The organism is Desulfobacula sp., from assembly GCF_021107415.1.
This window is the reverse complement of record NZ_JAIOSW010000008.1, coordinates 1-15,070: the sequence shown is the minus strand read 5'-3', so window position 1 is coordinate 15,070 and position 15,070 is coordinate 1. Positions and strand designations below refer to the sequence as shown.

Below are 15,070 nucleotides of genomic sequence, written 5' to 3'. Positions count from 1 at the left end.
CATCATTCTCCTTGATGGCTTCCATCTGGCATCTATCTGCGCAAGTGCCGCATATTATACAGAGTTCCTGGTCAATCTGTGCAAAAAAAGATGACTGGATCTGGTCCGCCGGCCGGCTCATCTTTTTCAGGCTGCCAAGAAACTCACAGCAACATCCGCAACACATGCAAATATTTACTATGTCCTCAGCATTTGTGGGAGAAATCACCAGAGCCTTCTCCTCGCCCATTTTTAAGAGTTCCATTAATTCTTCCATATTGATCTGTCTGGCCATTTTGTTTTCAAGATAATACTGGGCTGCTATGTCGAACTGGATGCACCGTTCTTTGGGTCGATCACATGGACGGCCAAGCAGCTCCTGATTCATTGCACAGATACAGGGAGCCACTGAAATCAGCTCTTTGTCTTTGACCAGGTCGCGGATTCTGTCATAAGTGGAAACGGTCTGGGTTGCATCTATGGACGAACCAATGGGAACAACTCTGAGCTGTTTGGTAGGAACATTTTCCCAGGACTTTGCAAGATACGGAATATACTTTTCCATCAACTCGGAGAACTCGCGGTCAATACTGTTTATGCTAAACTCGAAAATACCTACAATAAACGAGTTTGCCATATAAAAAACATCGCCCCCAAAACGCGCGCGAAGGATGAGACCCTTTTTGGCAATTGATTCGAGCTTCATAGATGCTTCACTCTCGTCCATTTTAAGCCTTTTTGCAATCACAGGAACAGTTTCCGGCATTGCCGTCAAATTCATTGTTGTTTCCGCTTCCTCGGGATTAAAGAGCTTTTTTAATATTTTGATTTCAACACCCGTTTCGGTCGTTGGATACCCGCCGGGCATTGTATCTAAAAACGCTCTGAGTCTGCCATAAACATCTTTACTCATTGTCATCTCCTCTTGTTAAAACCTTTTGAATTATTTTTGCAAAAGAATGGCCCCATCGTGTAACGGCAGGTGGCAACGGCTTTAAAGACTTTTTAAGCCAGTCCTTTTCCAGTTTATGCATGGCGATTCTTGCTCCTGTCATTTCTTTGATATCTTTTACTGATCCAATATGGTCCCAATGTCCATGCGTTAGTATTATCAGGCTGATTTTCTCCGGCCTTATTGATTTTTTTTTTAATAGTCCTGATAAACTTTTTTCCCTTTTTTGGAGTGCCGCCATCAATCATTATGATCCCTTTATCCTTAATAACATAACAATTGCAAGCACCTAAACGTATCGGATGAATTTCAATACCCATTTTAGCCCTCCTTCATAAAACCGATATCTTATAGTGTCTACTATTCCCTTTCATGTTACATCTTCTTGAGAACAGCCAGGGTCTCCTCACACCATCGAAGGTATGCCCTGTTTACACGCAACCCATAATTGACCGTCAGCAACCAATAGGGTAAAGATGGATTATCTTCATAGTCGGCTTTCAGCAGTTTCTCAGTGGCTTTTATTTCTTCCAGATTCTGAGACTGTTGTTTCCTGAAGTGTTCCACCTGACGGATGTTATCCGCCACCGAAACATGCTGCCCGAAAAACAGTTTCAACAGAATTTCATGACGTCCTATCTGGCGATCGACAGGTTGAACCATCCAATCCTGCAGCACTTTTCGCCCTTTATCGGTCAAGGCATAAACGTGACGATCCGGCTTGCCTGTCTGCTTCTCGATGGATATAGTAGCAAGCCCCTGTTTGGCTAATTTTTTTAAAATAGGATATATTTGGCCATAGCTTTCGTTCCAAAAATATGAAAGACTTTTTTCAAACCTTTTTTTAATGTCATAGCCTGATACAGAGCCCATACTCAACATGCCCATAATAGCATACTTGCTTTTGTTTTCTTTCATCCTCGTCCCTCTTAGATATGTATTTGATAGCAATATATCTTACAGATATAGAGATGTCAAGGAATAATCTGTCGGGTTTTTTAAAAAAAACTTAAGCCCTGGGGCAGGCTTTATTCAATGCACCGGCGTGACTGGTTCGATTGATAACGTATATTCTATCTTATATCATTAGACGACTGGTTTTTCGATGTAATAGGCAACAAAATTTTGAAACAACTTCCCTGACCGGGAGTGGATTCGAAGGTGATGGAGCCTTTATGATTTTCATGAATAATAAAATAGGAAACCCATAAACCCAGTCCGGTTCCAACACCCACCCTCTTTGTTGTGAAAAAGGGTTCAAAAATCTGTCCGGCAATAGCATCATCCATGCCGGGACCATTATCTTCTATTTCAATGCAGATATCCGGGCCTGTCTTTTTAATTCGCAGGGAAAACATCATTTTCTGATTTCCAACATTGGTTTTTAAATGGTCTGTCATCGCATGGGCTCCGTTTTTCAGCAGATTGAAAAACACCTGTTGAATCTTGGTTTTTTCACACAGGACTCCGGGAATATTGGATTCATATTCTTTTTGAATATCTATGAGCCTGAAATCATAATTTTTCTTTAAATCATAATCATTTTGAGCCAGTTCAATGGTCATGTCCATTAATTCGCAGATATCCACCAGTTCGAGATCGGATTGGCCCTGGTATGAAAACGAGAGCATGTTTGAAACAATTTTGGCAGCTTTATCTCCCGCTATCCTGGCAGATAACAAAAGTCGTTCAATGCCTCTTTTTTCAAAATAAACAGACATCTGATCCATTGAAAAATCAAGTTTTTTTGCAATGGCCTGATTTGCCATATTATCCTTGTTTATACGATTTAAAACAACGTCAATACTCTGGATAATACCGGCAAGGGGATTGTTAATTTCATGGGCCATACCGGCAGCAAGTCCGCCAATGGAAGACATTTTTTCATTCCGGAGCATCATGTCGTGGAGACATTTTCGCTGGGTAATATCCCTGATAATAGCCAGGATATGGGTCCTGGCTAAAAGTTCAATAAGAGTCAGGCTGACTTCAACATCAAAAATTGTACCATTTTTCTTGATATGAGACCATTCAAACAGGATAGAACCTTTCTGGTGAAGGAGTTTTAATAATTTGTGAATTTTTTTGGCAGAAGACTCTCCATTGGCTTGAAATTCAGGAGAAAATTGTTCCGGTGTCGATCCGATGATGGCATGTTTATCCACCTGGAACATGTTTACCGTCTTCAGATTACAGTCAATAATTTTCAAATCATTCTGGAGGATAAGGATGGCGTCACTGGCAGATTCGAAAAGTGTATGATATCTTTTCCGGCTTTCCTGGAGATGTTTCTGTGCCTGCTTGCGCTCATTAACTTCCAGCTCAAGCCTGTTTTTGGCTTCCAGCAGATTAAGCTGTTCTGATTTCAGGCTGGATGCAAGGATTTTTTCTTTAAGGTTTGTAATCTCAAGGCTTTTAATTAAAACAGAAACACCTACAGCGACCACGGCATTTAAAAATACAAAATTGGCACCAGCAGTAATTAATACCCCTGACGACTGAAAAAAAGGAAAATCAAAATGGACTTTCCCGGTACTGGCCAGCCATCCCATTACAATGATAGTGACAGCATTAATGATAACCGCAGTCAGCGCTGCTTTTGAACCTAAAAGTACACCGGCAATCACTGCAAATGCAAACAGCCATGAGGGGCCGCCGCTTAACGGACCCACATGGATAATGATGAAAAGGCCAATGACATACGGAATGGCGGCTGCAATACAGGACCGATGCCGGAAAGAAAGAGTGGGTGACAGCAGCAGAATCAGTGTCATACCCCATCCAGCAGTATCAATAATTAAAAGACCCCACAGCTTTTGGGTCACCGCAAGATAAAATGCCGGGGTATAGGCCAGCAACCCGGTCAAAAGGCTGACAATAAGAAAGGAGAGAAGAATCCTGGAACGATAATATAATAAAGAATAGGGCTCAACATCCTGATGTTTAAAATTTCTTTTTAAGAATGAGTGTTCAATCCTCGTAAAAAAAGACAGAATGTTGCCACAAAGCTTCATAAATATCCATAAAATTGAAAATTAAAAACAAAATATTATCATCCGGATGGTAAATAATCAATGGATTTTGCAAGGCCAAATCACCCCAATACCTCTTTTAGAAGGTGAAGGAATAAAAAGCATTCAGGATATCATTGATAAATTATGATGAGAAGTAATTACCAGTGATCGGGGTTTTCTATGTTTTCTTTTTTTTCATGTCAATATACCACCCTTCTTTTCCATATAGCTTTTCATTACACTCAGGGCACATTCCGTGAGAGAATCGTGCCTCAGAATGGCTCTCAAGATATGTTTCCAACATATTCCAATACCCCTTGTCATCCCTGATTTTTTTGCAGTTGGCGCAAATAGGCACGATCCCTTTTAATGTCTTTATCTCTTCAAAGGCTTTTTGCAGCTTTTCTTTTTCAATAATGAGTTCTCTGGTTGCCTGAATTAAATCTGTATTTAAATTTTCGATATTAAGGGATCGTTCCTGGTTTTTTTTCTGTTGCCAGAAAAACAAAAAACCCAATATCAAAGCGACCGCCACCCCGATAAGCCGGTAAGAAAAAAAATAATCCAACATTAATTTTTGTGAATAAAGCTTCAACTGCCACATTCCATTTGGAATTTTGATGGGCAATGTATAATCCCAGTGATCGGATACGGTTTTGGATGATATAAAAACCGGAGCGATTTTTGCATCGGGATTCTGACCGACCACCTGATATAAAATACCCTGTTTTTCCAAACTAAACAAAGACTCCGGCAAAAGATCCTCAATATAAATCAACACAATGGTAAACCCCCAAAAAGCTTCCCTGCCGGATATTTGCCTGAAAACCGGTTTCCGGGCAATAACAGCCATCCGATTGTTCTGGATCAACCGGATGGGCCCTACAATTGTCAAACTTTTATTTTCAATGGTCCGCAGGGCACCGTCATCCCGCCGGTGGTCCTTGAGCAGATCATGCCCCATGGCTCCTTCATTTCCCGCCAAAGGATAAATATATTGAACCACCCCGCCGGGAGCCAGTTGAACTGCGCTGACATTGGGATTGGTTCGCATGATATTTTCACCCCAGGTATTAAATTGATCCGGATTAAATTCAGATGTAGAAAGAAAAACATGAAGGATATCGGTGGTAAATATCCCATTGTCCATGTTCTGCTGGATCTGCTGAGTAATAACACTGCCGGTAGTAAAAAGGGTTTTCAAAACAAGATTCCGCTCATGCGCCAGATCCAGTCGAAAAATCGTTTCAGACAGCGCCAGAATACAACCCATAATAATCAATGTATACACAATACTGGCTTTTTGTGTTTTGATTTTTACCTCATATTAATATGACAAAATGTTCATTTTTATTTAACATGACATCCGGAACATTTTACAGGCCCATATGCTTCACCTGCTTTTTTTCTGTCTCGATGGCATTTGAGACATGTCTTATTCATAACCTGTTTTTTCTTAAGTATCCCGGCTTTTTTCGATGTCTGAAGTGCACCGGGTTCCTTGGGAAAATCCACATGGCAAACCATACAGTCCTTAATAATACCCTGATGCATATGATGGGGAAAGGTAATATTTCCCATTTTCCCGCCATGAAGAATAGTCTCTTTTTTGCCTTGGCTGTGAGCAAAAACTATTGCAGTTGATAGAATCAATAATACCAAGCAAAATGATACAATACGGTTATGCATTATAATTTTTCCCCTTTCAAAACCAATTCTTTTTTATAAAAAACCGAGTGTTTTCTCCCTCAGTTTCAGCATCAGATTTGATTCTATCTCCGGCCATTTATCTATAGATTAAATGACCGAAATTAGAACCGAGCCCTGTTTTTATTCTTAAAATTTTTCAGACAGAGCCTTCGCATATTGATGACAGGCCTTCATACCTTCATCTGTCTCCATTATCGCGTCGGTCAGACTTAAAGGTCCAAGGTCTAACACATCCATTTTAAACACATGCTGCATAGTTTTTCTCTTAATGTTTGGTTATAAAATTATGCCCAATCAGCCTTAAAAACTCATAGAACCTATGTAAAGCATAAATTATGCCACACCATTTTTAATCTTGTTAAGTATTAGATACTCCAATTATTCCGGAAACTTACTTATATAAAAAATCAGTATATTAACATATATGTCTCAAGGCATGTCTCAAAAACTGTCTCATTAAAAAAAATCATTATCAAGAATCAACGCGGAAAGAGAAATCATACCGACAAGCTCCCCTCCATCCTCCACCGAAGCTCTTCGTATACCGGCCCGGTAAATCAACCGGGCAACATAGCGGATATCCATGTCAGCCGGTACGGTAATAATAGGCTTTGTCATGAGTTCATAGACATGCACCTCCTCCGGGGAGCGACCCGGCATTATCACCCCTTTAATGAAATCCTGAACGACCAGTATGCCCCAGGCATCATCAGCATGCCTTTTTTTAACAAGAAGGCATGACACTTTTTCAGACCGCATTTTGGCGGCAGCCTCCCTGGCCGTGGCCATGCCGTCAATGGATACAATCCCCTTACGCATCGCGTCCCTTGCCCGTATGATTGAGGTGTTGTCAGATACCATAATTTTCTTCCTTTATAAAATAAATGCCATTACTTAAAAATAGCTATCCCGAACTTCTTTTTTAAAACTTTCCATCTGGCTTTCCAGACCCACAACATGTTCAACCGGAATTACAAAGGCAATGCCGGTCCCGGGTTTATGGAATTCTCCTGCTTTCTTTACAGTGTTCAATATTTTAACGACAAGATGCTCTTCCACAAGGAACAGGACAATGTCGGTCTGTGCCTCCAGGGAAAGGCCAAAAAAAGTTTTCGCTTCCTTGATGCCGGTCCCCCTGGCCGGTATAATTGTTGCCCCGGTGGCTCCTGCCCCTTTTGCTGCATCAACAATACGATCAGTGATATCTGCCTTTACCGAGGATAAAATAAGTTTAAAGCGCATTAGGTTTCTCCATGATTTTTGTGCTGCGTTGTGTCAGCCATTGCATAAACTGTGCATAGCCCATAACGGTTATAATCGGACAAAGGCTGGCAAAAGCGATAAGACCAAAACCGTCCAGGGCAGGATTACGTCCGGGTACAGTGGCAGACAATCCAAGACCCAGTGCTGCCACCAGTGGTACTGTTACTGTTGAAGTAGTAACCCCGCCTGAATCATAGGCCAGAGCAATGATGCTTTTCGGGGCAAACAGAGTCTGCACAATAACAATCATATAGCCAACAAGAATATAGAGATAAAGTGGAGTGCCGGTAACAATACGAAATGTTCCAAGACTTATTCCAAAAGCAACTCCCACGGCAACTGTGATTCTTAAGCCCCATTGCTTGATCGTCCCTGCTGACACCTCCCCGGCCTTAAAAGCCACGGCAATAAGAGAGGGCTCGGCAATGGTGGTTGCAAAACCAATCATGGCTGCAAAAAGATAGACCCAGCCATAGGCCTTCCAGTCAGCAATGGCAACAACTTTCTCTGTCCCATAAATAAAGACGGGATCAGAAAGCTGGGCAGCCATAATTTTCCCCAGGGGGAAAAGTGCTTTTTCAAGTCCTGCCAGAAACAGGGCAAGACCAATGACGACATAAACACCACCGATAACGACACGACGCAGGTGGGGAATTGGCTGGCGCAGGACCAGGAGCTGGAAAACAGTAATAAGAATAATGATCGGCAGCACATCTTTGCAGGTGGCAAGCAATATTTTACTGAAATCATATATAAATTCCACGAAGACAAAATTCCTTGTTATCCAAAAATTATAAGTCCATACCCCATGACAAAGATCATAGGGAGCAAAGAAGCAAAGGCTATCAGGCCAAAACCATCCACAAGAGGGCTTCGACCTCTGATGGATGAAGCCAACCCTACACCCAAAGCCGCCACCAGGGGTACAGTGATGGTGGATGTAGTGACGCCACCAGCATCATACGCTATCCCAATGATCTCTTTGGGAGCAATGATGGTCATCAGCATAACAATAACATAACCGCCAATGATCAGATAATGAATGGGCCAACCCCGGATGATACGCATGACACCGATAAGAATGGCAAGTCCTACGGAAAAAGCAACAGACATGCGAAGCCCAAAGGCATATTGCTTAAGCGACTCCGGGCTCGGGTCAATAAGTCCCCCCTGACCGGCAATCTTTGCTGCTTCCGAAGCCACTGCTATAAGTGCAGGCTCTGCCACAGTGGTTGAGAACCCCAGGGCAAAGGCAAAGCTAAGAAGCCAGAAGAGACTGCCCTTCCTGGCCAAGGCCTGGGCCATTGCCTCACCAATGGGAAACAGACCCATTTCCAATCCCTGAACAAACAGGGTGAGACCGGCCACCACAAGAAGAGCGCCAAAAAGGACTTCTCCCATTTGCGGCAAAGGCTGTTTTAAGACAAAAATCTGAAAAAAAGCGATCACCAGAATAATGGGAAGCAGATCAGTAAAAGCACTCTTAAGTTTTTTTAAAATTATGGAGGTGATCATTGCATTCTCTTAGTTTTATAAAATATCATGACACTAATATTGGTTTTGGCAAGCATTGCCTTGATATGGGAAAAGCCCCACCAAAAATGTTAAACCCAGCATTAAAAATTTACAATAAATAGGAAGTTAATTTTTGTCAAGCTAATCCGGTGACCAAACAATTTCTTGACAATTTTCCCATCTTGCTCTATAAATTTTGGGCTGAAATGACAACCTTAAGATGATAAAATTTATATGAAACATACCCTAATAAATACCATTGAGGGCAGACTGCTGTTAAGCGGTTTTTTTTTAAGTGCTCTGCTCATGGTTTTTAGCATATCCTATGCTATAATTGAAATTCAAATAGCCAAAATTCTTATTCTTGTTCTTGTTGCCCATACCGTTGGCGGTCGGGCTGCCGGCATTGGCCTGTGTATTCTCAATGGATTCGGTGCCTTTCCTACCATTTTATATAATTTATATATTGAGGTGCTCATTGTCTGTTTCACCTATGCCGGATTTGTGCTAAGCACCACCAATTATCTAAGAAACGAATGGCTGATAAAACTCATGGCCCGGCTAACTGGAAAAGCACTTGAACAAAAAGACAAAATAAAACCATTTGGATGGATCGGCATTTTTCTCTTTGTTATGGCTCCCCTCCCGGTGACCGGACCTGTAGTGGGATCTATTATCGGATACATGCTCAGGTTAAGCCTGTTCAGAAATTTTTCCGCCACGTTTCTGGGCACCCTGACCGCCATCATTATCTGGTTTTACTGCTTTGATTTTTTAGAGCAGCGCTTTCACATGATCCAGTATCTGTTTGCTGCCATTGTCATTATTGTATTGATTCCCTATCTAAAAAAAATAAAAAAATTTATCGCCGACAATAAAGATAAAAGGAACAAATAGGAATCAAGTTCCTGTTTCACAATATTTTTTTTCAAACATCTGATTTGAACATTTTTATTTTAACTGCTACACTTGAACCACATAAAACAGATGAAAGGAAATCACATGGATATAAAAATAAATTATTGTTCAGTCTGAAACTATGAACCAAGGGCTGCCGGTCTGGCGGAAATGATAAAAAAGGAATTCGGTATATCCCCTCAATTGATCCCGGGTTCCAAGGGTATCTACGACATTATTGTGGATGAAAAGACCATTTTTTCAAAACATCAGACAAAACGATTCCCGGATAACGATGAAATCATCAAACTGATAAAAGAATAGACGCTGATATTGATTTGGCACTTTTACCTGGAATTAAAACTGAAAAAGGCTGCTTTTTTTGGAAGCAGCCTTTTTCAGAAAAGGAAAAAAAGATGAAAAAATTAATCTTTCTTAAATATTTGTAAAGCAATTCCCGTGCCATTCCCTTCAATTAAATTACATCAAACCACGAAACGCCTGTTAATCGATCATTTCAATAAATTATTTCTTTTGCTTTATAAAAATTACAAAGATATCATTTGCTTTCCCGGGCATTAAAAGTTCAAAATCTTGAACCATTATGCGTTTTCATTTTTCGACGAAATTACAACATACTGAAATAATTGGATAAGCAAATAAGAATAGCGAGTTCAAAATTTTAAACCATTTAAAACAAGCCTTTAATGATCTGCCTGTGGGCGAAAGGTACTGCCCTTTACCCACAAGGCAAAGAAAAACAATTAATACTTGTAAATCTCTGGTTTGAACGGCCCATTGATGGGAATTCCAAGATAATCTGACTGCTCCTGGGTCATCCTGGTCAGGGTTACGGAAAGATTTTTCAAATGAAATCTTGCGACTTCTTCATCAAGTTCCTTGGGCAGAGTATAGACCTTGATTTCAAGATCTTCTTTGGCCAGTTTAATCTGGGCCAGGGTCTGGTTTGAAAAACTATTGCTCATCACAAAGCTTGGGTGTCCGGTTGCACAGCCTAAATTCACAAGTCTTCCTTCAGCAAGAACGATAACGGACCGGCCGGATTCTAATATCCACTTATCCACCTGGGGCTTAATATTAATTTTTTCAGCCTTTGGATTATTATCCAGATAACTCATTTCTATTTCATTATCAAAATGCCCGATGTTGCAGATAATGGCTTCATCCTTCATCTGTTTAATGTGTTCGCCTTTAATAACATGGTAATTCCCGGTTGCTGTCACAAAAATATCTCCATGGGGAACGGCCTCTTCCATTGTCACCACCCTAAAGCCTTCCATGGCGGCCTGGAGGGCGCAAATCGGATCAATTTCAGTGACCCATACAATGGCACCATACCCTTTCATGGATGCGGCACACCCTTTACCCACATCACCATATCCGGCCACAATAACAGTTTTACCTGCAAGCATGATATCGGTTGCTCTTTTGATCCCGTCTGCAAGGGATTCCCGACATCCGTAAAGATTATCAAATATGGATTTGGTCACGGAATCATTGACATTGATGGCCGGGAAAAGCAGCTCATTTTTTTCAGCAAGCTGATACAGCCTGTGAACACCGGTTGTTGTCTCTTCTGAAACCCCTCGGATCTTTTTGGCAATAGTGGTCCATTTTTTTGGATCTTCCCTAACACTTACCCTTAACCTGTCCACCAGGCATTTTTCATCGAGACTATTGGTTTTAATATCAAGCAAAGAAGGATCTTTTTCCATTTTAACGCCTTGATGAACATAAAGGGTTGCATCCCCTCCATCGTCAACAATCATATCGGGTCCTGAACCATCCGGCCAGATCAGTGCCTGTTCCGTACACCACCAGAATTCCTCAAGGGTTTCACCTTTCCATGCAAATACCGCTGCAGATCCTTTTTGTGCAATGGCTGCTGCTGCATGATCCTGGGTGGAAAAAATATTACAGGTTGCCCACCGGATATCAGCCCCCAGCTCATAAAGGGTATCAATAAGCATGGCCGTCTGGATGGTCATATGAAGACTGCCCATGATTTTCAAACCCTTAAAGGGCTTTTCAGAACCATATTTTTTCCTGATGGCCATCAGCCCCGGCATCTCTTTTTCGGAAAGCTGCATATCTTTATGTCCCTCTTCTGCAAGGGCAATATCCTTAATTTTATATTTCAGGCTAAGATCAAGATCAATGTAAGAAGGATCTTTAATTGGTTGTAGCATTCTAATACTCCTTGTTAAATTTATTTTTAAATAAACATATCAAAATATGTTGATATGTTGTTTTGTATCCAAAATACAAGTATCTGTTATTAATGTCAATAAAAAAAGTCGATACAACTTAAAATTTTAAGTTGTATCGACTTTTTTAAAAAACTAAAAACCTTCAGAAAATGGACTATAAACCGGCCATATCCTTTATTTGATCTGCTTTGTCTGTTCTTTCCCAGTAAAAATCAGGGTCTTTTCTTCCAAAATGTCCATATGCGGATGTTTTCCTGTAAATCGGGCGTAGAAGATCAAGGGTATCGATGATCGCAGCAGGCCTTAAATCAAATATATTTTTGACAATTTCAACCGCTTTGGATTCGGGTATTTTTCCGGTTCCCATAAAATCAACAAAAAAGGAAACAGGCTCGGCAACACCGATTGCATAAGCTATCTGAATCTCACATTTATCTGCAATCCCTGATGCAACAAGATTCTTTGCCACATATCTTCCCATATATGACGCACTTCGGTCGACTTTTGAAGGATCTTTTCCGGAAAAACAACCGCCGCCATGACTGCCCTGTCCACCATAGGTATCCACAATAATCTTTCTGCCGGTAACACCGCAATCTCCCATGGGGCCCCCCACAACGAACCGCCCTGTGGGATTAACAAAAAATTTTGTATCACCGTCTATCATCTCTTCGGGAATCACCTTTTTAATGACTTCCTTTATAATGGCAGATTTCAAATCCCCATAAGACACATCAGGAGAATGCTGGCTTGAAACAACAACCGTATCCACTCTTTTGGGCCGGCCATTGACATATTCAATGGTGACCTGGGATTTTCCATCCGGTCTTAAAAAATCAAGGGCACCGTTTTTTCTAACCTGGGTCAACCGTTTGGCCAGCTTATGGGCATAAATGAGCGGCATGGGCATCAGCTCCGGGGTTTCGTTGGTTGCAAACCCAAACATCGAACCCTGATCACCTGCGCCCTGCTCCTTGTAAAGGCCTTCACCTTCATCAACACCCTGGGCAATATCAATTGATTGTTGATCAATACTGGTAATAACCGAGCATGTCTGCCAGTCAAAACCCATGTTTGAGGAATTATATCCAATATCTTTTATTGTATTTCTAACTACACTGGGAATATCCACATAGCAATCTGTGGTAATTTCGCCTGCCACCATTGCAAGACCTGTGGTTACCAATGTCTCGCAGGCAACCCTGCATTTTTTATCCTCAGCCATGATGGCATCAAGGATACTGTCCGATATGGCATCTGCCACTTTATCAGGATGACCTTCTGTTACAGACTCAGATGTAAACATGAAAGATTGTTTTTCTGACATTACAAACTCCTTTTATATTTTAGGATGACTATTTTATTCGTCAAATACTTTATTTTAAAACTATAATTAATAAGTATTTATTTTCTTTTTGTCAATCATATCCCATCATTCCTGTTGACATCAGGTCCAACCCTTAGTAATTTTTAATCATTCTTTTATTATCAACATGGAGGCGATCAATGGCTAAACTAAGAGAAATGGATATTCGTACAATCCATATTAAACTTATTGATGGAAGCAAAATTAACGGCCAGGTAAACATTAATCGGGAGCCAGGGCATGACCGTCTGTCTGATCTCATAGCAACAAATAAAGAGCCATTTCTGGTTGTCTTCAATGCCACTACACACGAAGATGAATTAGAAAATCTTCTAAGGCATCGTACTCTCTTTGTCAACAAAAAACATATCATTTGGGCCACACCTGATGAGGACCAGAAATAAACCATGGATATATTGAAATTGGATTTTACCCAAAATCCATGTTAACTAAATAGTGCCTTGGAGAAAAACATGCTGAAAAACAAAATAACAAGAGTTACAGGGATTGGTTCTGCACTTGTTGATATTTTAATCAATGAATCTGACCTTTTTTTAACCCATTTTGGGAAAGAAAAAGGGGGGATGACCCTTGTAGAAGACAAAGATATTAATGCAATTTTATCTAAATCAGACCAAACGCCTGTTGTTGTTCCCGGCGGTGCTGCATGCAATACAATCGTCGGTGTCGGCAGTCTTGGCGGTGATGCCAGATTCATCGGCAGGCGGGGGAATGATGCGTATGGTGAGAGGTTTGAAAAACAAATTATTAAATGCAATGTTGAACCCGTTGTTTCAATCTCCGACTCTCCAACGGGTAGAGTTCTATCTGTTATCACACCGGATGCCCAGCGATCCATGTTCACTTTTCTTGGTGCATCCACAGAGCTTGATCCTGAATTAATCACTTCTGATATATTTAAAGAGACCGCCATTACCATGATTGAAGGATATCTCTTATTCAACAAAGAGTTAATGATGGCTGCACTAAAGGCTGCCAGAGCTGCAGGATCTCTTATCGCTCTTGATCTTGCAAGTTTTGAAGTGGTCAATGCCTCCAAAGATATTCTTGAAGACATTATAAAAGATTATGTTGACATCCTTATTGCCAATGAAGATGAAGCCGAGGCATATACCGGATATGATGATGAAAAAAAAGCCATTAAAAAAATGTCTCAATATGTCACATATGCTGTCCTGAAAATTGGAAAAAGAGGCAGTTATGTCTCATACAATAATAATATCACAAAAATTAAAGCTCAATCAGGAACTGTCCCAAAAGATACCACCGGGGCAGGAGATCTCTGGGCCGCCGGGTTCCTTTTTGGAATTGCCCATGGATTTTCCATTGAAAAAAGCGGTCAGGTAGCCTCTGCCTGCGGTTATGAAGTTTGTCAGGTCATGGGGGCACAGCTATCCGAAGAGGCCTGGTCAAGGATAAAAAAGCTGATATAAAATCAAAGCACCTGAAATAATACGCTTTGTAGCCTTTTAAAAAACGACAACCGCCTTAGGGACTATTAAATACGATATTAAACACATCTTTATATTTTTTAGCAAAATAAAACTTGATGCCGTCTTTAATATGCTCTGGAAGTTTTTTAAAATCAGGCATGCACCCCTGGGGCAGGATAATCTCTTTAATACCGGATCGTCTGGCAGCAATAATTTTTTCCTTAATACCACCGACAGTAAGAACTTCACCCGTCAAAGTAATCTCTCCGGTCATGGCAAGGGGACGGTCAATTGCCTTTCCAATCGCAAGGGAAACCAACGCTGTTGTAATAGTGACCCCGGCACTTGGGCCGTCCTTTGGGGTTGCTCCTTCCGGCACATGGATATGGATAAAGGCATTATCAAAATATTCTTTATCGATTTTAAAAGATGCAAGATTTGCTCTCACATGGCTGTAGGCAATGGCGGCAGACTCCTGCATCACTTCCCCGAGTTTTCCTGTCAGCTTAAATCCCGGATTTTTCTCATGGACCCGTAAGGCCTCAATGGGGAGAGTTGCCCCGCCAAGCTGGGTCCAGGCAAGGCCGGTTACTATGCCAACACCTGACATTTGTTTTTCATCTTTGAAAATTGGTGGCCCCAGGTAATCTTCCAGGGATTTAATATTGATCCTGATTTTCTTTTTCTTT

The 15,070-nt window shown here is 41.0% G+C and carries 19 protein-coding genes; 4 read left to right on the top strand and 15 right to left on the bottom strand.

What is annotated here, in order from left to right; translation table 11 throughout:
* The 12 genes from K8S13_RS00325 to K8S13_RS00270 form a co-directional block, all read right to left on the bottom strand.
* Positions 1–892, bottom strand: an 892-nt coding sequence (locus K8S13_RS00325; protein WP_291459609.1) for an ATP-binding protein, incomplete at its 3' end; no start/stop codon positions are given.
* Positions 885–1,088 (bottom strand): MBL fold metallo-hydrolase, encoded by a 204-nt coding sequence (locus K8S13_RS25505; RefSeq protein WP_367172500.1) that lies wholly within the window; start codon positions 1,086–1,088, stop codon positions 885–887. The genes K8S13_RS00325 and K8S13_RS25505, both read right to left, overlap by 8 nt.
* A complete protein-coding gene (locus tag K8S13_RS00315) occupies positions 1,006–1,251 on the bottom strand; it encodes a hypothetical protein (RefSeq protein WP_291459607.1) in 246 nt (81 codons plus the stop codon). Before K8S13_RS00315 ends, K8S13_RS25505 begins: the two co-directional genes overlap by 83 nt.
* A gap of 55 nt (positions 1,252–1,306) precedes the next feature.
* The gene (locus tag K8S13_RS00310) at positions 1,307–1,849 is read right to left on the bottom strand and encodes a PadR family transcriptional regulator (RefSeq protein ID WP_291459606.1); all 543 of its coding nucleotides are present in this window, start codon (positions 1,847–1,849) and stop codon (positions 1,307–1,309) included.
* A gap of 155 nt (positions 1,850–2,004) precedes the next feature.
* Positions 2,005–3,945 (bottom strand): ATP-binding protein, encoded by a 1,941-nt coding sequence (locus tag K8S13_RS00305; protein ID WP_291459605.1) that lies wholly within the window; start codon positions 3,943–3,945, stop codon positions 2,005–2,007.
* Positions 3,946–4,123: 178 nt separating this feature from the next.
* Entirely contained in the window at positions 4,124–5,236 is a 1,113-nt protein-coding gene (locus K8S13_RS00300) for a CHASE domain-containing protein (protein ID WP_291459604.1), read from the bottom strand.
* 59 nt (positions 5,237–5,295) lie between these two features.
* On the bottom strand, positions 5,296–5,634 hold the full coding sequence (locus tag K8S13_RS00295) for a cytochrome c3 family protein (protein WP_291459603.1): 339 nt from the start codon (positions 5,632–5,634) through the stop codon (positions 5,296–5,298).
* A 147-nt stretch (positions 5,635–5,781) separates the two neighbouring features.
* Entirely contained in the window at positions 5,782–5,910 is a 129-nt protein-coding gene (locus K8S13_RS00290) for a hypothetical protein (protein ID WP_291459602.1), read from the bottom strand.
* 201 nt (positions 5,911–6,111) lie between these two features.
* Positions 6,112–6,516 carry a CBS domain-containing protein gene (locus tag K8S13_RS00285; RefSeq protein WP_291459601.1) on the bottom strand — a complete coding sequence of 135 codons (405 nt, stop codon included), beginning with the start codon at positions 6,514–6,516 and terminating at the stop codon, positions 6,112–6,114.
* Positions 6,517–6,549: 33 nt separating this feature from the next.
* Positions 6,550–6,897, bottom strand: coding sequence for a P-II family nitrogen regulator (locus tag K8S13_RS00280; protein WP_291459600.1), 348 nt, complete (start codon positions 6,895–6,897; stop codon positions 6,550–6,552).
* On the bottom strand, positions 6,887–7,681 hold the full coding sequence (locus tag K8S13_RS00275) for a DUF1538 domain-containing protein (RefSeq protein ID WP_291459599.1): 795 nt from the start codon (positions 7,679–7,681) through the stop codon (positions 6,887–6,889). The genes K8S13_RS00280 and K8S13_RS00275 overlap by 11 nt, the downstream gene beginning before the upstream one ends.
* Before the next feature lie 17 nt (positions 7,682–7,698).
* Positions 7,699–8,433, bottom strand: a complete 735-nt coding sequence (locus K8S13_RS00270) for a DUF1538 domain-containing protein (RefSeq protein ID WP_291459598.1) — start codon at positions 8,431–8,433, stop codon at positions 7,699–7,701.
* A 234-nt stretch (positions 8,434–8,667) separates the two neighbouring features.
* Between K8S13_RS00270 and K8S13_RS00265 the strand changes: the two genes are divergently transcribed.
* Together K8S13_RS00265 and K8S13_RS00260 are read left to right on the top strand one after the other, a co-directional pair.
* Positions 8,668–9,330, top strand: coding sequence for a small multi-drug export protein (locus tag K8S13_RS00265; protein WP_291459597.1), 663 nt, complete (start codon positions 8,668–8,670; stop codon positions 9,328–9,330).
* A 105-nt stretch (positions 9,331–9,435) separates the two neighbouring features.
* A complete protein-coding gene (locus K8S13_RS00260) occupies positions 9,436–9,654 on the top strand; it encodes a SelT/SelW/SelH family protein (protein ID WP_367172499.1) in 219 nt (72 codons plus the stop codon).
* Between the two features lie 440 nt (positions 9,655–10,094).
* Here K8S13_RS00260 and ahcY read toward each other — a convergent pair whose 3' ends face one another.
* Entirely contained in the window at positions 10,095–11,540 is a 1,446-nt protein-coding gene (ahcY, locus tag K8S13_RS00255) for an adenosylhomocysteinase (protein ID WP_291459596.1), read from the bottom strand.
* Positions 11,541–11,715: 175 nt separating this feature from the next.
* Entirely contained in the window at positions 11,716–12,888 is a 1,173-nt protein-coding gene (gene metK / locus K8S13_RS00250) for a methionine adenosyltransferase (RefSeq protein WP_291459595.1), read from the bottom strand.
* A gap of 179 nt (positions 12,889–13,067) precedes the next feature.
* On the opposite strand from metK, the gene K8S13_RS00245 reads away from it, so the two are divergent.
* Both K8S13_RS00245 and K8S13_RS00240 read left to right on the top strand, forming a co-directional pair.
* The gene (locus K8S13_RS00245; RefSeq protein WP_291459594.1) at positions 13,068–13,331 is read left to right on the top strand and encodes a hypothetical protein; all 264 of its coding nucleotides are present in this window, start codon (positions 13,068–13,070) and stop codon (positions 13,329–13,331) included.
* Positions 13,332–13,400: 69 nt separating this feature from the next.
* Positions 13,401–14,381: an adenosine kinase gene (locus K8S13_RS00240; protein ID WP_291459593.1), complete on the top strand. Its 981-nt coding sequence runs from the start codon at positions 13,401–13,403 to the stop codon at positions 14,379–14,381.
* 55 nt (positions 14,382–14,436) lie between these two features.
* On the opposite strand, the gene K8S13_RS00235 is transcribed toward K8S13_RS00240, so the two are convergent.
* The coding region (locus K8S13_RS00235) for a S16 family serine protease (RefSeq protein ID WP_291459592.1) at positions 14,437–15,070 on the bottom strand (634 nt) is incomplete at its 5' end.